Source organism: Bartonella sp. AP11XZML (assembly GCF_042196445.1).
In the GTDB taxonomy this organism is placed as follows: Bacteria; Pseudomonadota; Alphaproteobacteria; order Rhizobiales; family Rhizobiaceae; genus Bartonella.
The window spans coordinates 22,423-41,298 of record NZ_JBHIQF010000053.1 but is presented as its reverse complement, the minus strand read 5'-3'; the positions used below and the strand labels follow the sequence as shown (position 1 = coordinate 41,298).

Sequence of the window (18,876 nt, the reverse complement as noted above, 5' to 3'; positions counted from 1 at the left end):
AAAAAACTCAATAGAATCAAGATTCACCTATTCCCTTATATTAGACATAACTATTTTATTTTACTTGCTTTTTATTTGCCTAATGAATATACTAACAACTTTATGACATTGGTAAAATTATCCGGCGGGCTATTATTAAAAGAATCAGAAAGTTTTTTGTAAAATTCTTTCCACAAACATTTTTTTTCAATAAAGCCACCTAATTCATCAGCCTTAACTTTAGCAAAGATATAAGGCATGTGTTTCATTTATTAAAGCAAATTCTTTTCTTTAAAAAGGTTATAGCCTTCTATCTAACAGCGTTTTTGCTGTAAAATTCAAATTATCTATCTGCTCAACTAAAGAACTTTTATTGTTTAGCTTTTGTGCTTTTTTCAAAGAGATGTGGGCTTTCAAGAATAAGCTTTTCTCGTGCTTTTTGTAACTGTTTAATGACTTCATCAATCTTTGATGGAGAACAAAAAGATTCTTGGCTATTCAACAAATGCAGCCTCTCCTTTCCCTCATACAAACATTGCATCTGAGATTGAAGTATTCTAACTTCTTGAAAAAAAAGACGTCCTGTTTCCTTAAAACCATTATTAAGTGCAAAAAGTTGATCAGAAATGGATAGCAGAATTTGTTTTAAAAAACGCTCATTTTCTTGGCGTTTACGATATTCTAAAATAAGAGCATGGCTTATCTCATCTAACTGTTTTTTTGTAGAATCAATTTGACGCAATAAATTTGGTTTTTCCCCCATATCACCTTTTCTCACCTTCACAAGCATAGCATGAATGTTTAATAACTTAATTGCGGAATGAGATAAATAATCAACAACTGTAGGCGTATTAACATAGCGTTTCCGTGCAATCATCACAAACTCACCTAATGACTGTTTTTTACATTCATCCCGCTATTTATTTTTCATTTTACAAGACCATTCTAAAGAAAGTGCTAAAAAATATTACCTCCAATACATTATTCGATGGAGCCCCTTCTCTCTTTTCACGATCAACGTGGAATCCGTGGAGAGAGAAAACGTACAGGTGTATAAAGGATAAGATGTGTTGTTTTTTCCAACACACTACTGCCATCAGCAAGAAGGGCTTGACTAGGTGACAATTCTGTACCTTGCATAATTGTGGAAGCCAAAGAACCTTCTCGAGAAAGAGCCATCAACGTTGGCGAAGATGCAAAGACATTGTGTGCTCCCCCATCCACATGAGAAAAATCAAGAACAGCTATTCCATTTTTACGCAACATTTCAATATCTGAGCCATCGCCCACACGATGATGTCCACCCGTAAGACGTCCTGAAACCGCAAGAGCTTTATCTGCTCTGGATACTAAAATAGCGGTTGGCTGCGGGAGTTTTTTTATATCATTAAGTTGGCGCTCAAATACATCAACATCAATATCTGGTGCAGCCATTAATAAACTTGTAATACGACGAATAGGCCTATATTTTTCCTGTAACGCTAACGTTCTAAATGCTTCCATTATAACAAAATTGCCCATAGAATGTGCAATAACCGAAATTTGATCAGCATTGGTTTCACTAATAAGTGTTAAAAGCTCTATCAATCCGTCACGGGCAAAATTAGCACTGTCACGATCATAAATATAAAGAGGAACTGATCCGGCCGAAGGCCAAGAATAATGCACAGCGACAACATTTAAAGAATAATCGTGTGTAAACTGTGCTGTACGAAATGTACCATCTGCAAAATTATTATTATACCCATGGATAAAAAGAAAAATTTCTCTTTTTCCTTTTGGCTTTTTTGCTAAAGCAGCATTTAATTGCTGTTTAAACTGTTCTTTATTATCGTATTTTTGCAATGCTACTGCTGAAAAATACTTATCATGCGTAGGTTTATAGGCATTTATTTCAACAACTCCCTTTACATGTTGCTGAGGAATTCCTACGTCAACACGATTATAATGAACTTTATTTGATCGCTCTGCACCATAAGGTTGAGCGTAATTATTTTGCATCATACGACTTGTTGCAACATACACTGGAACGATGGCTTTTGGAGAAACTGGTTTCCCTTCAACTTCCCTTTCTACGGCAGTCATAGAAGGTGTTGCATGCACCCCATGCCAAAGTACAGCACGTGAATCACTACACGCTGATAATAAAGAAATACAAATAAGAAGTGTTAAATATCTCAGAATCATTATACTTCTCACTGCAACTTCACCCCACCTTATAAAAATATAACATTTCAAATGCATAGATAAAGTAATAAAAAACGAAACATTATTGGCAACACACCAACAAATAACATACAAAAAAGATTTCTCTATAATGCCTATAAATCCCCTCTCTCTAACATAACTTCATCTCATTATGGAGAGACTCACTGCTAACTGGTGCGGTCGAGAAGACTCGAACTTCCACGGGTTGCCCCACAGCGACCTCAACGCTGCGCGTCTACCAATTCCGCCACGACCGCACGTGGAAAGAAAAAATCTTGGTTTTTAGCCTTTAACAAATCATAAAGAAAGGTACAAGCCAATTTTCTTTTTCTCATAATTTATTTTATCCGGATGCTTTATAACTTAATAGAGATTACGAGAAATATGGGCTTTACTATGACCTTTGAATCATCATCATAAAATGTGCTTGTGCCGCTTGATCTTTTTCATAATAACCATGAAAGTTTTTTGTAATTGTTGTAGAGCCCTGTTTTTGGATTCCTCTCATAGCCATACACATGTGCTCAGCCTCAATCAATACTGCTACACCATGAGGCTTCAGATACGTTTTTAACGCGTGAGCCACTTGCGCTGTCATAGCTTCTTGAGTTTGTAAACGACGAGAAAAAATATCTACAACACGTACAATTTTTGAAAGACCAACAATTTTTGCATTAGGAAGATATGCTATATGTGCTTTCCCAATAATTGGGATCATGTGATGCTCACAGTGTGAATAAAAAGGTATATTCTTTACGATTACGGCTTCATTGTATCCTGAAACCTCTTCAAAAACTGTACCTAAGGTTTCTTTAACCGATTGACTATAACCATTAAAAAGCTCGCGATATGCCTTGGCTATACGTTTTGGAGTATCTAAAAGCCCTTCTCTATTTGGATTTTCCCCTATCCATAAGAGTAATGTACGAATCGCTTCTTCCACCTTTTCAATACTCGGACGCTTTTCTTCAGATAAATTTGCGTCTTCTTTAACAACATTACGCATTCAAAAACTCCAAGCTTACTCTATACAAAGCATTTGCTCCATACCTATCTCATTTTGTATAATCTCTATATAAGCGAATTAAAAGTTTAAACAATCACGACTCTCAAAATTTCAGGCAATAGCGCATGATTGATAATATCTATAATGATAAAATACTTAAATATGCTGCACATATAGGCAAAATTGGGCGTCTTAATAATCCTGATGCAACATCAAGAAAACATGCACACCTTTGTGGTTCGACAATCACTGTAGATTTAAAAGTGGAAAATGGTATTATTACCGATTTTGCTCACGAAATACATGCATGTGTGCTAGGGCAAGCTTCAGCTTCACTTTTAGCATCTCATATCATCGGACAAACAACTCAAGATCTTAAAATATTGCGTGAAGTTATCTACCAAATGCTAACGCAAAATGGTCCTTCTCCTCAAGCTCCATTTGAGGATTTTTCTTGCTTACAGCCCATTAAAGACTATAAAGTGCGCCATGCAGCAACACTACTACCCTTTGATGCAACGATAGACTGCATTCAAAAAATTGAAGAAAAATAAATGTTCAAATCACAATCTAGACAAAAAAAGTTGACTCGGAATTACACAGGCACTTGGCAAAAAACACCCGGACGATTATTGGGTATTTTCTTAATACGGTTCTATCAAATAACACTTTCGAGCCTTATAGGCAATCAATGTCGCCATGCCCCGACTTGTTCAGAATATACATATGAAGCGATTGCACGCCATGGGCTTTGGGCTGGTGCATGGATGGGACTCTTTCGTATCATGCGTTGTGGGCCCTTTGGAACAGATGGCTTTGATCCAGTCCCTCCATCGCTTGGAAATTCTTGCTGTTTTTATAAACCTTGGCGTTACTGGAAAATTTCTGACAAACACAACAAATAATCCTTTTCTTTTTTCACATGTATTGATAAAAAATTAGTCTATAAGCTTTTTACTCAATTTTCACGAAACCATCCGCAATCGTTAGCGGAATTGGATTAAAAGGGTGTTTTTATGTCTTGCTCTATTTCTCTTTTTTTTCCCGATGGTTCAAAACGTAATTACCCCGCCGAAATGACAGGCTTGGAATTAGCAGAATCTATTTCTAAATCACTTGCAAAAAAAGCAGTCGCCTATAGTCTTGATGGTATCACGCGAGACTTATCGGATCCATTGGGACAATCTGGTCAAGTAGAGATTATTACCCGAGAAGATTCACGCGCTCTTGAGCTCATAAGGCATGATTGCGCCCATGTCCTTGCTGAAGCAGTGCAAGAGCTTTTTCCTGAAACGCAAGTAACAATAGGTCCTGTCATTGAGAACGGATTCTATTATGATTTTGCACGCCAACAACCTTTCACATTAGATGATCTCACCGTCATTGAAAAGAAAATGCGTGAAATTATCCAACGCAATAAACCTTTTAGAAAAGAAATTTGGTCTCGTGAAAAAGCAAGAAAAGTTTTTTCTGAGAAAAAGGAATTTTATAAAGTTGAACTTATTGATAGCATTCCTGAAAATCAAGATTTAAAAATCTATTATCAAGGGGAGTGGTTTGATCTTTGTCGCGGACCGCACATGCAATCTACAGGGCAAATTGGGAATGCTTTCAAATTAATGAAAGTTGCAGGAGCTTATTGGCGTGGCGATGCCAATAATCCAATGCTCACGAGAATTTATGGAACAGCATTTGCAAATGAAAATGACTTAAAAGCCTACCTCCATATGCTAGAAGAAGCTGAAAAACGTGATCATCGCCGCTTGGGACGTGAAATGGACTTATTTCACTTTCAAGAAGAAGGGCCAGGAATGATTTTTTGGCACAAAAAAGGTTGGAAAATGTTCCAAAATTTGATCAGCTATATGCGTAGACGCCTTGATGATCATCAATATGCTGAAGTTAATGCACCACAAGTTCTCGATAGGTCACTCTGGGAAATATCTGGCCATTGGGGTTGGTATAAGGAGAATATGTTCAAAGTAATTTCAGCAGAAGAAGATTCAGATCATGGGAATGTTTATGCCCTTAAACCAATGAATTGCCCTGGTCATGTGCAAATTTTTAAACATGGTTTAAAATCTTATCGTGATTTGCCTATTAGACTTGCTGAATTTGGACTTGTTCATCGTTATGAGCCTTCAGGCTCTTTACATGGTCTTATGCGTGTGCGTGGTTTTACACAAGATGATGCGCATATTTTTTGTACTGATGAACAATTAGCCGATGAATGTCTCAGTATTAATGATCTTATTTTATCAACTTATGCTGATTTTGGTTTTAAAGAAATTAGTCTTAAGCTTTCAACACGTCCAGAAAAACGAGTTGGATCTGATGCATTATGGGATCATGCAGAAAGTATCATGGAATCTGTCCTTAAAACGATTGAAACAAAATTTGCAGGACAAATCAAAACAAGCATCCTTCCAGGTGAAGGAGCATTTTATGGTCCAAAATTTGAATATACATTAAAGGATGCTATCGGTCGTGAATGGCAATGTGGAACAACACAAATAGACTTTAATCTCCCTGAACGTTTTGGTGCATTCTATATTGATAAAGATTCAGAAAAACGTCAACCTGTTATGATCCACCGTGCTATTTTTGGATCAATGGAGCGTTTTCTTGGTATATTAATTGAAAATTTTGCTGGACATATGCCACTTTGGCTTGCTCCTGAACAAATTGTTGTTGCAACAATTACATCCGAAGCAAATGAATATGCCAAAAAAATAACAGCAAAACTTAAAGCTGTTGGGCTTTCCGCAACAATAGATCTCCGCAATGAAAAAATTAACTATAAAATACGAGAACATTCTTTACAAAAAGTCCCCGTAATTTTGGTATGTGGCAAACGTGAAGCTGAAACAAACAGCGTAAATATGCGCCGCTTAGGAAGTACAAATCAAACCCTTTTATCTGTAGAAGATGTGATTAAACAACTCTCAAATGAAGCAACACCTCCAGATTTGCAACGTGTAATAAATGCATAATACCACAGAAGATGGTAATACGTTAATTTTTTACTATAAATCTTCAGTTTTTGTACAAAATAAAATAATTTGATATTGTAGTGTGTTTTTGTTTCATGCACAATGACCTATCACCAGAAAGAATAACGTGCTCTTCCTCTACAAGGTAGATTGGTGAAAAAGTTGAATGTAAGCTATGAGCTGTTTAAATTGCAAAAATCATAGACAATTGAATATTAATAATAACATTAATCTTTTACCTTTATAATGAAAAGATGCTGCTATTATCATGGATAGATCATTACAATAATTATAGCAACATCAAGCAAGAAAACTGAAAACAAGATTATATTTATTAATAAAAAATATGTAAAATTAGCTGAACAATGATATTTCTTATTCGTAAGATAAGCCCTTATAAAAAGGACAAGATATTGATTTATAATGATAATATATCGTTATTCATATTAAATAAGGTTTCGAATATCATAGGCTTCTCTTATTTTTAATATGTTTATGTTGAATCTATCAAAATCATTTGCTTGCACGAAACAAGCGGAATGAGTGTGTGGATAAAAATTATTGAGAAAGGACTTTTAAAATGCCTACAATGAACCGCCTAAAGTGCTAAGAATTGTTGCAGTCATTGAGAACAAGCTATAATTATAATGATGATGCCGACTTGAACCTTCATAAGTATAAAAATAGCGGTACTCAACGAGTTTACCATTAATCATTCACGAGGCATTATGGTAAAATAAGATTAAGAAGCCTTAAGAAACATCTCTTTAAAACAAGCACATGAATTGGTAAGCTAATGGCATTCTACATCCCGCAATCTACACTGATGAGATATTGCCTTAATTTTTATAAAGCCAAATCAAAAAAAATGGCAAAGCTCAGCATTTACTCTTTCCCTTCTTCATATTTTACCAAATGAAAAACTCTTATAAAAAACTCGTTAAATATACACATACGATACATGACCACTCGTTGAACGTATTAAATTCTGTGTACATCCATAAAACATCTAAATATCTACGAAACACATATAAAATAAAAAAAAATATTATTATCGTGCTCTATCAAGAACACGCTTACATTCAATGAGTTCAAACAGAATTTCTTGTAACAATGCTTTATCAGTTTTATCTTTGTAAAGATTCACAGAACCGACAGATGTTTCTCCCTCATTCCTCATGAAACTCAAAAGCCCAAAAGAAGATTTCTTAGGCTTATTGCTAGCATTTTCAGAAGTTTGTCCTGCATGTTTCTTCTCTATGACCACATTCATAGCATCAAGATCACCATTACCCAATGCAGTCACAAAAGCAACACCATTTTCTTTCAAAAGGCGTTGCACACCTTTTATAGTATAACCCTGATCATATAGTAACTGCTTAATACCATTGAGCAAATCAACATCGACCGGACGATAATAGCGCCTTCCTCCCCCACGTTTCATTGGTTTAATCTGCCTAAAACGTGTTTCCCAAAATCTTAAGACATGCTGCGGAAGCTCCAATAACTCCGCTACTTCGCTAATTGTGCGAAAAGCATCAGAGCTTTTATCCATTTTGTAACACCTTATTTAAAACAAAATAAATTACTTCACAATGGCTCATTCTGTCTCAATTTCTCAACAAGATTAGTCAAAAATAAGACCATCATTGATACCTTACTCACCAGTCTTTTTCTAAAAAATAAAGACCCTTATTTTATACATTTCTTTAACAAATACCAAACATACCATGGCATTTATTTATGAGATATCATTTTTTCTGTTTTGCACGATGCGAATCTAAAATTCTCTGTTTAAGGACATTGGCAGCCTTAAACGTCACAACACGTCGCGGCGGAATCGGTGCTTCAACACCTGTTTTTGGATTGCGTCCAACACGTTCATTTTTACTGCGAACCTGAAAAGTTGCAAAAGAAGATAATTTAACCGCTTCACCTCTTACAAGTGAGTTGCAAATCTCATCCAAAACCAATTCGACTAAAGCTGCTGATTCAGTATGTGACAAGCCCACTCTTTTACAAACTACGCTCGCTAAATCTGCACGCGTTACTGTCTTACTTGTCATTATAACCACCTATTAAAATATTAAAAATTACAAAATGACTTATACGTTTTCTTGAAATATGGTCAAGTAGCCATAATTTACCAACGAATAAGAATTGCTCCCCATGTAAATCCACCTCCCATGGCTTCTAACATGATAAGATCTCCTTCTTTTATTTTTCCATCGCAAACAGCTGTTGTTAAAGCCAACGGAACTGATGCAGCAGACGTATTACCATGTTGATCAACGGTAATCACAACTTTATCTAGTGAAATTCCCAGCTTTTTAGCAGATGCTTCAATAATGCGCTTATTAGCCTGATGAGGTACAAACCAATCTAGTTGTGAAGAATCCATACCTGCAGCTGCAAAACAATCATCAACCACATCCGTTATCATACCAACAGCATATTTAAAAACTTCTCGTCCTTCCATACGCAAATAGCCTGTCGTTTGTGTTGTTGAAGGTCCACCATCAACATATAGCTTATCTATATAAGCACCATTAGAGCGCAATTTCGCAGACAATATACCACGCCGCTCAAAAGCAATACCCCCCTCAGTTTCTAGTGCTTCCAAAATAACAGCACCAGCACCATCACCAAATAAAACACATGTCGTACGATCTTCCCAATCTAAAATTCGAGAAAATGTATCGGATCCAATAACTAAAATTCTTTTAGCCGCTCCACATCGTAAATAAGAATCTCCTGTTGTTAAAGCAAAAATAAAACCAGAACAAACAGCTTGAATATCAAAAGCAAATCCATGGCTCATTCCCAAAGCATGCTGAATTTCAACAGCAGAAGCAGGAAAAGTACGATTCGGGGTAGACGTTGCTAAAATAATACAATCGATGTCTTTTATTGTTAAACCAGCATTTGTAAGTGCTGCTTGCGCAGCCTCAACTCCTAAAGAAACAGTTGTTTCATTTTCACTGGCAATATAACGTTGGCGTATTCCTGTACGCTGAACAATCCATGAATCTGACGTTTCAACAAACTTTGCAATCTCATCATTTGATAAACTTCTTTTCGGCAAAGCACTTCCTACACCACGTATAATTGACCGAATCATTCAGCTCTTACCTTTTCTTCAAATTTTTTATTTCTATTATAAGAGCTTATCATAAGGACTCTCCATTCATCACCGCTTCATCTTCTTGGTCAAAAAGTGTTGCTTTATTTTCATGAAATCGCCGTAAATCAGCCGTTATTTTTTGTAAAAGTCCATTATTAACCATTTTATAACCAACGCGGATAGCAGAAGCAAAGCCATTAGCATTAGCACTGCCATGACTTTTTATAACAACACCATTCAAACCTAAAAGAACTCCTCCATTCACCCTATCAGGATCCATTTTATGTTTCAGTATACGAAAAGCACCCCGTGATAAAAAATAACCAAGAGATGTTAAAAAAGAACTGCGCATTGCAGAGTTTAAAATCTCTCCTATCTGTCGCGCGGTTCCTTCTGCGGTTTTTAAAGCAATATTACCAGAAAACCCCTCTGTCACAACAACATCGACTGTTCCTTTTCCAATGTCATTGCCCTCAACAAATCCTTTATATTCCAATCCTTCTAATTGCACTTCACGCAATATCATTCCTGCTTTTTTTATTTCATAAAGTCCTTTAACCTCTTCCACCCCCACATTTAAAAGCCCAACACTTGGTCTTTCAGTGTGATATAAAGCGCGAAACATACCTGCTCCCATAACCGCCAAATCAACCAACTGACTAGCAGAGGCACCAATTGTTGCTCCAATATCTAAAACAATACTCTCACTGCGCAGTGTTGGCCAGATACCCGCAATACCAGGACGTTCAGCCTCTGCAAGCATTTTCAAACAAAAGTAAGACATGGCCATGAGTGCACCCGTATTACCAGCAGAAATGCAAGCATCAGCTTCACCATTTTTTACCGCTTCAATGGCGTACCACATTGATGATTTACCACGTCCATTACGAAGTGCTTGGCTTGGCTTTTCATCCATGCGTGTATAACTTTCTGTAGGGCAAAAGCGCGATACAGAATCCAAACAGGGATATTTTTTTAAAACCGGACGAACAGCCTCCTCTACTCCATAAAATAGAAAATAAATATTTGATAAATATTTTTGTACAATTGCTGCTCCTGCAATAGCTGCTTCTGGACCGTAATCACCGCCCATGACATCCACAGAAATTCTAATCACGCTTGCATATCCCACATCTTTTCATTTACATCTTTAAATACATATTATGATTTTTGGCTCCTGAATACTCACACAGCACATCTTGCGAAAATCGCTCCGCAGAAAATACCGTTTAGCATACAATAGATATTTTTTGTATGTTTCTACAATCACTTCCAATTTTTCAAAACAGAAAATGGAGAGAATTTTCGCTCTGCTTCTTCTAAATTCTCACCCATATTCATCTTTATCCCTTCTTTACGTGGATAATGATTAATAGACAACTCAAAAAACTCTTCCATGATTGCGCCAATATCAATTTTATCATCATAAAACACTTCAGGAGTATCAAGCCCCTCCACATCTAAAAACAATTCCCCTGTATCCTCTGATATTTGGGGCTTCATCAAATTTGAATCTTCAGGAACAAAAACAACCTCAATATTTTCACAAAGGATATTTTCTAATGGTTCTAATGTAACAACACATAACTGTAGTATACGCGCTTGCAACAGACCTTTTATACGCACTCCGCGTTTTTTCCACGGGAAAATATGGAATTTTCCCTCACAAGATTTTACTTCAATTAAATCATGGTTCTGGGCTAAATGTGTACATTCTTTTTTGTTTGCACAAAAATGAACCCTTATACCTTTAGCAGGTAGAGAACGTACAGATATTGGATAAGCCAAAGCAAATGTCATTTGAGGAACATTTTGAACATTCATTGACAACTCCCAAACATAAAAACGCGTAAAGCACTATGTTTTTATTTATCTCAAGTATTTATGCATTTTTTTCTTTTCTAAAGAAATTCTATATGGCATAATTTGCTTTATAACAGGGAAACTCAGTGTAAGCTACGGTAGATTAAGTTAAAATTAGAAAAAACTTGAGGTTGCCTTCTTGTCCTACATCTCAGTATAAAAAGGAGATACCATTGTTTCAAATGCCTCACATAATAGCCTTAATCAAACGTAAATTATTGATTGGTCTATCAATAGCAAGCATAGGAATGCTTGCGGGGTGTAGCCTTCTTGATTCTTCAGGTTCGAGCCAAATTTATAGAGAGGGCTATGTTCTTGATAAAAATGCTCTAAGTTCTATCTCTATTGGCTCAAGTCAAGAGCAAGTTCTTTTAACTTTAGGGACCCCTTCATTAAAAACAAAATATGATAATGAAGTTTTTTATTACATCTCACAGACACGTTATCGTGGGATGCAGTTTATGAAAACAAAGATTATTGATCGCAAAGTTTTAGCCATTTACTTCAATAAAAATAATCAGGTTGCAAAAGTTGCAAATTACGGATTACAAGACGGTCAAGTGTTTGATTTTATTACACAAACAACACCAACTGTAACGAAAGAACATCCTTTCTTAATTCAAATTATAAAAGGCCCTGTGAATTTGCCACCCCATAACTAAATTATATAGTCTGCATACCGTTTCAATATTATAGGTCTGATAATATCAGATCTATAATAGGGGGGGATTTGTAGCTCTTAGAGGCGGACTTTTTTTGCCATACTGTCGAGAACTGCATTAACAAGTTTTGGCTCATCACCTTCAAAAAACGCCTTTGCTATGTCAACATACTCATTCATGACAACCGCAACGGGAACATCTTTACGGTTGATCAACTCCCATAAACCTGCTCGTAAAATTGCTCGCAATATAGAATCAAGACGTGAAAGAGACCACTCTGCAGAAAGCTGTTGATGAAGCAGCGGATCAAGCTGCTTTTGATCTTTTACAACACCCGTTATAATAGCCAAAAACCATTGAAAATCAGCTTCAAGATATTGGTCTCCATCAATATCTTTTCCCAAACGATAAGCCTCATACTCAGCTGCCGTTTCCATCACCCCCGAACCCACGATATCCATTTGATAGAGTGCTTGAACTGCAGCGAGTCTTGCTGCTCCACGTTTATTGGCTGAACGCGGAAAATGTCTGCTTTTTATATCAGCCATATTTAACGATTATCTCCAAATCTCTTTTTTAGAGCGATCATACATAAAGCAGCTTCAGCCGCAAAACCACCTTTATTTTTGTCATCTAGTTTTGCACGCACCCATGCTTGTTCTTCGTTTTCAACAGTCAAAATCCCATTTCCAATAGCCAAGTGCTGATGAACAGTTAAATCCATCAATGCACGACAAGAATCATTAGCAACAATTTCAAAGTGATATGTTTCACCCCGAATAACACAACCAAGAGCAACATAACCATCATACGATATCTTGTTTTGTTCAGCAAAAGCTATTGCACTTGGTATTTCTAATGCTCCAGGAACCGTTACAACATCATAACTTGCTTCAGATTTTTGCAAAGTATTCACTGCACCTCTCAAAAGTGCATCAGAAATCCCCTCATAAAAACGTGCCTCAACAATCAATACGTGAGGCTTTTTACCTATCTCTTTCATCATAATGGAATTCCACAAAAAACGAATCAAAAAAATCAAAGTTATAAAGCATAAAATTCTGAAAACGATCAATAGAGTGTTGGCTTATTCATCTTCTCTTTTTAAAGCAAAAAGTTTTGCAGCATAACGAGCAAGTTGATCAATTTCCAAATTGACCCGATCTCCAATTTTAGCTTGTCCCCACGTTGTCATTTCAAGTGTATGGCGAATAATAAGAACATCAAAAACACAATCCTCAACACCATTAACAGTCAAAGATGTCCCATTAAGTGCAATAGATCCCTTATTAACAATGAAAGGCATAAATTGTCTTGAAACTTTTAAATAAAAGCGAATTGCATCCCCTTCATTTTTTTGATCAATGATTTCAGCCAAACCATCAATATGACCAGAAACTAAATGTCCTCCCATTTCATCACCCAATCGAAGCGAACGTTCCAAATTAACAAAAGTTCCTTTTATCCATTGTGCAAGATTCGTTAAACGTAATGTTTCTTCCCACGCCTCGACAACAAACCAATTGGAATCTTCTTGCTTTAATCCTCGCTCTACAATTGTCAGACAAATTCCTGAACAAGCAATTGACGCGCCAATTGCTAAGCTTTCTATAGCATAGCGGGTAGAAATCTTTAAACGCATCCCCTGCTTTAAAGGTTGAACATCTTCAACACAACCAATATCCGTTATAATTCCTGTGAACATAATGTCTTACGTCTCCACTTATAAAAACGGTCATTTCCAAACATTCTTGTCTCAATCTCATGAAACTGCGAGAGATAATTTCCAAAATGAGGGGCTTCAATACGATTTTTGCCTAAAACAATGGGGGTATGAAAACATATCAAATGATCAACACAACCAGCATTCAAAAATTTTTCCCCTGTCTTGACGCCCCCTTCCAATAAAACACTATTAATCCCATGTTTATAAAGCATCTGTAAAAGAGCAAAGGGTTCTACACAACCATTGTTCATCTCGACCGAATAAACAGACACACCATATTGCTCCAATGCATTTTTTTTGCTTTTCTTTGAAATATCCACATCACAAATAACCCATGTAGGAATTTTTATGGCTGTTTGGACAACTTTTGCATCAAGGGGGATAGATAAATCTGCATCCAAAATAATACGAATTGGTGAGCGCATCTCCATCCCTGGCAAGCGGCAATTGAGTTGTGGATCATCTGCTAATATAGTACCAATACCAACGAGGATAGCATTATTTTGAGCACGTAGAATATGCGTATGGGCATGAGAAAGTGTTCCACTAATTTTTACGCTGCCCTTCTCTCTTTTTCCAACACCATTATCGGCAGAAATTGCCATTTTAAAAGTGACCGCACAGCGTTGTATCTTCCTTATGCACCAATGCGTCCATAAGGATTCAAAAGCCTCTTCAGCTAAAATGCCCTCAACCACTTCAATACCCGCCGCTCGCAAAAGAGCAATACCATGACCATCAACACGCTTGTCACAATCAGTCAGCGCAATAACAACTCGAGAAACACCTGAATTAATAAGCGCATTCACACACGGCGAAGTTTTTCCATAATGCGCACAAGGTTCTAAAGTAACATAAGCAGTCGCTCCTTGAGCCAAAGAACCTGCCATGTGTAAAGCTTGCACTTCCGCATGAGGACTCCCATGAATAGCTGTTACGCCATAGCCAACAATAAAAGCCCCCACAGCACCATTATCGTTTCGCACAATTAACGTACCAACGGAAGGATTCTCACCTGTAAGACCGACATGACGTTCTGCTAAACGAATAGCTGCAGCCATAAACCGTTCATCTTGCACTTTTTTATTCATCAAAACGAGATTCTGTATCCGCGATACCCTTTGACAATTCATCTATAACATCGTGAAAATCGCTTGCATTACGAAAATCTCGATACACAGAAGCAAAACGAATATAAGCAATATCATCAATTCTTTTCAATGCTTCCATCACAAGATGCCCAATTTTTTCTGAAGAAATCTCTGGTTCTCCCAAACTTTCAAGCTGGCGTACAATGCCAGAAATTGCTCGTTCAATATGATCAGGATCAATATTGCGCTTACGTACAGCCACATCAACTGATCGCATTAACTTATCACGATCGAAGGGTTCACATCGTCCACTTTTTTTAGCAACCAAGAGCTCACGCAACTGAACACGTTCAAAAGTTGTAAAACGACCACCACAAACAGAACACACACGGCGGCGGCGAATCACTGCCCCCTCTTCTGCTGGACGTGAGTCTTTGACCTGTGTATCCTCATATTGGCAGTAAGGACAGCGCATCCTTTGTATCCTTAACGAGTGGTAAGATAAGAGTAAAGAGGAAATTGATTCGTTATATCTTTTACCTTTTTCTCAACAGCCATTTCAACGGCATGATTATCTTCATCACTTTTTGCACTCCGAAGACCATCAAGAACTTCTGAAATCAGATGACCAACTTGAATAAACTCTTTTTCTAAAAAACCACGCGTCGTGGCAGCAGGTGATCCCAAACGAATTCCCGATGTTATAGATGGCGTTTCAGAATCAAAAGGAATGCCATTTTTATTGCAGGTAATATGAGCGCGTCCCAAAGCCAATTCCGCACGTTTACCTGTTAGATTTTTGGAACGTAAATCAACCAACAACAAATGATTATCTGTACCACCAGAAACAATATTAAAACCATTACCCTGTAATGTTTTTGCTAAAGTTTTCGCATTAGCGACAACATTGGCACTGTAACTCTTGAAAGAGGGACGCAAAGCCTCCTCAAACGCAACAGCCTTTGCGGCAATCACATGCATTAAAGGACCACCTTGAAGACCAGGAAAAATTGCAGAATTAATTTTTCTGGATAAAGCCTCATCATTTGTCAATATTAAACCACCCCGGGGACCTCGAAGCGATTTATGTGTTGTTGTTGTTACAATATGCGCATGTGGAACAGGTGAAGGATGCACGCCACCAGCAACAAGACCAGCAATATGAGACATATCAACGAGTAAATGAGCACCGATTTCATCTGCAATTTCACGGAATCTTTCCCAATCCCATAGCCGTGGATAAGATGAGCCCCCTGCTATAATAAGTTTTGGCTTACGTTCTTTTGCAAGCTGCTCAACCTCATCCATATCAATAATCTGATCTTCTTGACGCACACCATAGGAAACAACATCAAACCATTTTCCTGACATATTAACAGGTGAACCATGCGTAAGGTGACCTCCAGCATTTAAATCCAACCCCATAAATGTGTCACCAGGCTGAAGTAAAGCTAAAAAGACAGCTTGATTCATTTGGCTACCAGAATTAGGCTGTACATTCGCAAACGCAGCACCGAAAAGCTGTTTTGCCCTTTCAATAGCTAAATCTTCAACGACATCAACAAATTGACACCCACCATAGTAGCGCTTTCTTGGATAACCTTCTGCATACTTATTGGTTAAAACAGACCCCTGCGCTTCAAGGACCGCTCTTGAAACAATATTCTCTGAAGCAATAAGCTCAATTTCATGTTGTTGACGCTCAAACTCCCCTCTAATTGCGTCAAAAATTGCACCATCAACAGTTTGTAAATTATCATTAAAAAAGCGCTTTTGTGCGTCATTTTCTTGCTGAGTCATAAAACACATTCCTAACATAAAAAAATAAAGTCAAGGAACGATAACACAGCAAACCATGCAAACCAAACATTTTAAACTACTTACACTCAAAAATAATGAGGCAAATATTTATCTTATTCTTTGTTATAAAAACAGCGAAAAACTTTCCTCTCGAGAATAGTAAAAAATGAGATTACATTTCTTTTTTTACACTCTTATTTGTTTACACCTTTTACAAAAAATATCTATAATCTAAAGAAATTCAATAATTTAATGATTAAAAATAATTTATAATGTGAAAAGCTGAATATAATAGGCAAAGTTAATACGAAGGCAAATAAGAATGCTAACCAAAGTTTTTATTGATGGTGAACATGGCACAACCGGACTACAAATACAAAAACGCTTAGAAAGGCGTACAGATTTAAAACTACTCTCTCTTGCTCATAAAGATCGCCATAATGTTCATCTGCGACAAGACTATCTTAATCAAGCCGATATTGCTATTTTGTGTCTTCCAGATGATGCTGCACGCGAAACAGTTCATTGGCTTCAAAAAAATAAAAACATTAGGATTATTGATAGCTCGACAGCCCACCGTGTTGCACCAGACTGGGTTTACGGTTTTCCTGAAATGACAGCAGGACAAAGAAAGCGCATCCAAGCAGCACATTATATAACCAATCCCGGATGCTATCCTACCGGTGCCATTAGTTTGATTCGCCCACTCCGTGAAGCAGGACTGCTAGACGCCGATTATCCCATCTCGATTAATGCAATCTCCGGCTATACCGGTGGTGGAAAACAGTTGATTTTACAAATGGAAAATCAATCTCAACAAAATATTCAGGACAATTATTTTATCTATGGTCTTAATCTTGAACACAAACATGTGCCAGAAATTAAAATCTATGGACAAATCAATCAACCCCCAGTTTTTATACCAAGTGTGGGTCGTTTTCCCCAAGGAATGATTGTGAATCTTCCTCTGCATCGCCATTTATTCACAAAATCAGCAAACTGTTCTGATTTGCGCGAAATTCTCGCAAACCATTACGATGGACAAAATACCATTTTAGTTGCATCACAAGAAGAAACTTCTTCACTTCAAAGACTTAATCCAGAGTGTTTAGCCAATAAAGATGGTATGAAACTGTTCGTATTTGGAAATGATCGTGAAGGTATTTTTAATCTCAGCGCCATATTCGATAATTTAGGAAAAGGCGCATCAGCTGCAGCTATCCAAAACCTCGATTTAATGCTTTCAAGCGACTAAACCTCCCTACCCACAAACTTTTATTCAACAACGCGATAAGCCCCTTTTGTTGCTCGCCAATGTGCAACAACAAAACACAACACGACTAATGCCATACTTTGATGAATGAGCCCCAAACTTATCGGAACCTCATGTAACAGTGTTAAGATACCCAAGACTGCTTGGATAATAATCATAACACAGATAAGAAATGCACGACGAGAATGAGTTGAATGTGGAGCATTTTTTTGTACATAGAAAGCATGAATAGCCGAGGCAATCAATAAAAAATAAGCAAAAAACCGATGAATAAATTGAACCATTAAGGAATTTTCGAATAAATTGAGCCAAACAGGACGATGCTGCAACAATCCATCAGGAATAATCTGCCCATCCATAAGGGGCCATGTATTATAGACTTTTCCAGCATGAAGCCCTGCAACCAAAGCTCCGAAATAAATCTCTATCAAGACGAGAATAACAAGCCATGCCGCAAAATATTGCACCTTTTTATTTGCTGGTTTTTCTGAATATTCTGCAAGCCCTCGAGATAAATAAGTAACAAAAACAATAACAAAACATGCCGTTATAAGATGAAATGCCAAACGATATTGGCTCACACTTGTTAAATTACTTTGCCCAATCCCTGAAGCAACCATCCACCAACCAATAAAGCCTTGAAAGGCGATAAGAATAGGTACAACAATAAGCGGGAGTAAGATATTTTTTTCAACACGCTTAGACGCCCAAAACCAAATGAGCCCCAATAAAGCGACAAGACCAACAAGACGCCCAAGAACACGATGCGCCCATTCCCACCAAAAAATAATCTTAAAAGCACTTAAGGTCATATCAGGATTAAGCAGCTTATATTGTGCTATTTGTTGATATTTTAAAAATTCCTCTTGCCATTGATCCTCACCAATCGGTGGAATAACGCCGTGTATTGGCTTCCATTCCGTTATAGATAATCCTGATCCCGTCAAACGAGTAGCACCACCCACTAAGACAATTGCCAAACAAAGCAATAAAATAGAGTAAAGCCACACCTGTATATGTTTTCTATTTTCCTTTTGCACAGGCGTTAAAACGCTATTGTTTAATCTCTTTACTGCCATCTCTGATTGCCCCACGCTTCTCTCCAACTAAAATGCATTTTAAAATTTAAACATTAACTCTTTGTCTATTTT

20 protein-coding genes and 1 tRNA gene are annotated in these 18,876 nt (G+C 37.1%); 5 read left to right on the top strand and 16 right to left on the bottom strand.

Annotation, left to right across the window (positions count from 1 at the left end):
* Positions 1-349: 349 nt before the first annotated feature.
* The 4 genes from ACFIMG_RS05495 to folE form a co-directional block, all read right to left on the bottom strand.
* Complete coding sequence (locus ACFIMG_RS05495; RefSeq protein ID WP_375679299.1) at positions 350-856, bottom strand: hypothetical protein; 507 nt, start codon at positions 854-856, stop codon at positions 350-352.
* Positions 857-993: 137 nt separating this feature from the next.
* Complete coding sequence (locus ACFIMG_RS05490; RefSeq protein WP_375679300.1) at positions 994-2,166, bottom strand: alpha/beta hydrolase; 1,173 nt, start codon at positions 2,164-2,166, stop codon at positions 994-996.
* 193 nt (positions 2,167-2,359) lie between these two features.
* A tRNA-Leu gene (locus ACFIMG_RS05485) sits at positions 2,360-2,444 on the bottom strand.
* Positions 2,445-2,581: 137 nt separating this feature from the next.
* Positions 2,582-3,193: a GTP cyclohydrolase I FolE gene (folE, locus tag ACFIMG_RS05480; RefSeq protein WP_375679301.1), complete on the bottom strand. Its 612-nt coding sequence runs from the start codon at positions 3,191-3,193 to the stop codon at positions 2,582-2,584.
* Between the two features lie 125 nt (positions 3,194-3,318).
* Here folE and ACFIMG_RS05475 point away from each other — a divergent pair, with 125 nt between their 5' ends.
* The 3 genes from ACFIMG_RS05475 to thrS all read left to right on the top strand — a co-directional run bounded on the left by ACFIMG_RS05475 (position 3,319) and on the right by thrS (position 6,186).
* On the top strand, positions 3,319-3,747 hold the full coding sequence (locus tag ACFIMG_RS05475; protein WP_375679302.1) for an iron-sulfur cluster assembly scaffold protein: 429 nt from the start codon (positions 3,319-3,321) through the stop codon (positions 3,745-3,747).
* Positions 3,748-4,098, top strand: a complete 351-nt coding sequence (yidD, locus tag ACFIMG_RS05470) for a membrane protein insertion efficiency factor YidD (protein WP_375607118.1) — start codon at positions 3,748-3,750, stop codon at positions 4,096-4,098. It abuts the gene before it with no gap.
* 111 nt (positions 4,099-4,209) lie between these two features.
* Positions 4,210-6,186, top strand: coding sequence for a threonine--tRNA ligase (gene thrS / locus ACFIMG_RS05465; protein ID WP_375679303.1), 1,977 nt, complete (start codon positions 4,210-4,212; stop codon positions 6,184-6,186).
* Between the two features lie 1,051 nt (positions 6,187-7,237).
* On the opposite strand, the gene ACFIMG_RS05460 is transcribed toward thrS, so the two are convergent.
* The 5 genes from ACFIMG_RS05460 to ACFIMG_RS05440 all read right to left on the bottom strand — a co-directional run bounded on the left by ACFIMG_RS05460 (position 7,238) and on the right by ACFIMG_RS05440 (position 11,134).
* Positions 7,238-7,741: a MerR family transcriptional regulator gene (locus tag ACFIMG_RS05460; RefSeq protein ID WP_375607116.1), complete on the bottom strand. Its 504-nt coding sequence runs from the start codon at positions 7,739-7,741 to the stop codon at positions 7,238-7,240.
* Positions 7,742-7,937: 196 nt separating this feature from the next.
* A complete protein-coding gene (locus ACFIMG_RS05455; RefSeq protein ID WP_273791377.1) occupies positions 7,938-8,252 on the bottom strand; it encodes an integration host factor subunit alpha in 315 nt (104 codons plus the stop codon).
* A gap of 77 nt (positions 8,253-8,329) precedes the next feature.
* Positions 8,330-9,307 (bottom strand): beta-ketoacyl-ACP synthase III, encoded by a 978-nt coding sequence (locus tag ACFIMG_RS05450; RefSeq protein WP_375679304.1) that lies wholly within the window; start codon positions 9,305-9,307, stop codon positions 8,330-8,332.
* A gap of 49 nt (positions 9,308-9,356) precedes the next feature.
* Positions 9,357-10,427 carry a phosphate acyltransferase PlsX gene (gene plsX / locus ACFIMG_RS05445; RefSeq protein ID WP_375613059.1) on the bottom strand — a complete coding sequence of 357 codons (1,071 nt, stop codon included), beginning with the start codon at positions 10,425-10,427 and terminating at the stop codon, positions 9,357-9,359.
* A gap of 149 nt (positions 10,428-10,576) precedes the next feature.
* The gene (locus ACFIMG_RS05440; RefSeq protein WP_375679305.1) at positions 10,577-11,134 is read right to left on the bottom strand and encodes a DUF177 domain-containing protein; all 558 of its coding nucleotides are present in this window, start codon (positions 11,132-11,134) and stop codon (positions 10,577-10,579) included.
* A 221-nt stretch (positions 11,135-11,355) separates the two neighbouring features.
* Here ACFIMG_RS05440 and ACFIMG_RS05435 point away from each other — a divergent pair, with 221 nt between their 5' ends.
* Positions 11,356-11,835 (top strand): outer membrane protein assembly factor BamE, encoded by a 480-nt coding sequence (locus tag ACFIMG_RS05435; RefSeq protein ID WP_375611591.1) that lies wholly within the window; start codon positions 11,356-11,358, stop codon positions 11,833-11,835.
* A 77-nt stretch (positions 11,836-11,912) separates the two neighbouring features.
* Here ACFIMG_RS05435 and nusB read toward each other — a convergent pair whose 3' ends face one another.
* The 6 genes from nusB to glyA all read right to left on the bottom strand — a co-directional run bounded on the left by nusB (position 11,913) and on the right by glyA (position 16,452).
* The gene (nusB, locus tag ACFIMG_RS05430; RefSeq protein WP_015856452.1) at positions 11,913-12,383 is read right to left on the bottom strand and encodes a transcription antitermination factor NusB; all 471 of its coding nucleotides are present in this window, start codon (positions 12,381-12,383) and stop codon (positions 11,913-11,915) included.
* A 2-nt stretch (positions 12,384-12,385) separates the two neighbouring features.
* The gene (locus ACFIMG_RS05425; protein ID WP_375679306.1) at positions 12,386-12,841 is read right to left on the bottom strand and encodes a 6,7-dimethyl-8-ribityllumazine synthase; all 456 of its coding nucleotides are present in this window, start codon (positions 12,839-12,841) and stop codon (positions 12,386-12,388) included.
* 81 nt (positions 12,842-12,922) lie between these two features.
* Positions 12,923-13,540 carry a riboflavin synthase gene (locus tag ACFIMG_RS05420; protein ID WP_375613061.1) on the bottom strand — a complete coding sequence of 206 codons (618 nt, stop codon included), beginning with the start codon at positions 13,538-13,540 and terminating at the stop codon, positions 12,923-12,925.
* Positions 13,522-14,652: a bifunctional diaminohydroxyphosphoribosylaminopyrimidine deaminase/5-amino-6-(5-phosphoribosylamino)uracil reductase RibD gene (gene ribD, locus ACFIMG_RS05415; RefSeq protein WP_375679307.1), complete on the bottom strand. Its 1,131-nt coding sequence runs from the start codon at positions 14,650-14,652 to the stop codon at positions 13,522-13,524. Before ribD ends, ACFIMG_RS05420 begins: the two co-directional genes overlap by 19 nt.
* Positions 14,645-15,127 (bottom strand): transcriptional regulator NrdR, encoded by a 483-nt coding sequence (gene nrdR / locus ACFIMG_RS05410; RefSeq protein ID WP_375611570.1) that lies wholly within the window; start codon positions 15,125-15,127, stop codon positions 14,645-14,647. Before nrdR ends, ribD begins: the two co-directional genes overlap by 8 nt.
* 11 nt (positions 15,128-15,138) lie before the next feature.
* On the bottom strand, positions 15,139-16,452 hold the full coding sequence (gene glyA / locus ACFIMG_RS05405; protein ID WP_375611569.1) for a serine hydroxymethyltransferase: 1,314 nt from the start codon (positions 16,450-16,452) through the stop codon (positions 15,139-15,141).
* A gap of 322 nt (positions 16,453-16,774) precedes the next feature.
* Here glyA and argC point away from each other — a divergent pair, with 322 nt between their 5' ends.
* Positions 16,775-17,707 carry an N-acetyl-gamma-glutamyl-phosphate reductase gene (gene argC, locus ACFIMG_RS05400; RefSeq protein WP_375679308.1) on the top strand — a complete coding sequence of 311 codons (933 nt, stop codon included), beginning with the start codon at positions 16,775-16,777 and terminating at the stop codon, positions 17,705-17,707.
* Positions 17,708-17,727: 20 nt separating this feature from the next.
* Here argC and ACFIMG_RS05395 read toward each other — a convergent pair whose 3' ends face one another.
* The gene (locus tag ACFIMG_RS05395) at positions 17,728-18,804 is read right to left on the bottom strand and encodes a COX15/CtaA family protein (protein WP_375679320.1); all 1,077 of its coding nucleotides are present in this window, start codon (positions 18,802-18,804) and stop codon (positions 17,728-17,730) included.
* Between the last annotated feature and the right edge of the window lie 72 nt (positions 18,805-18,876).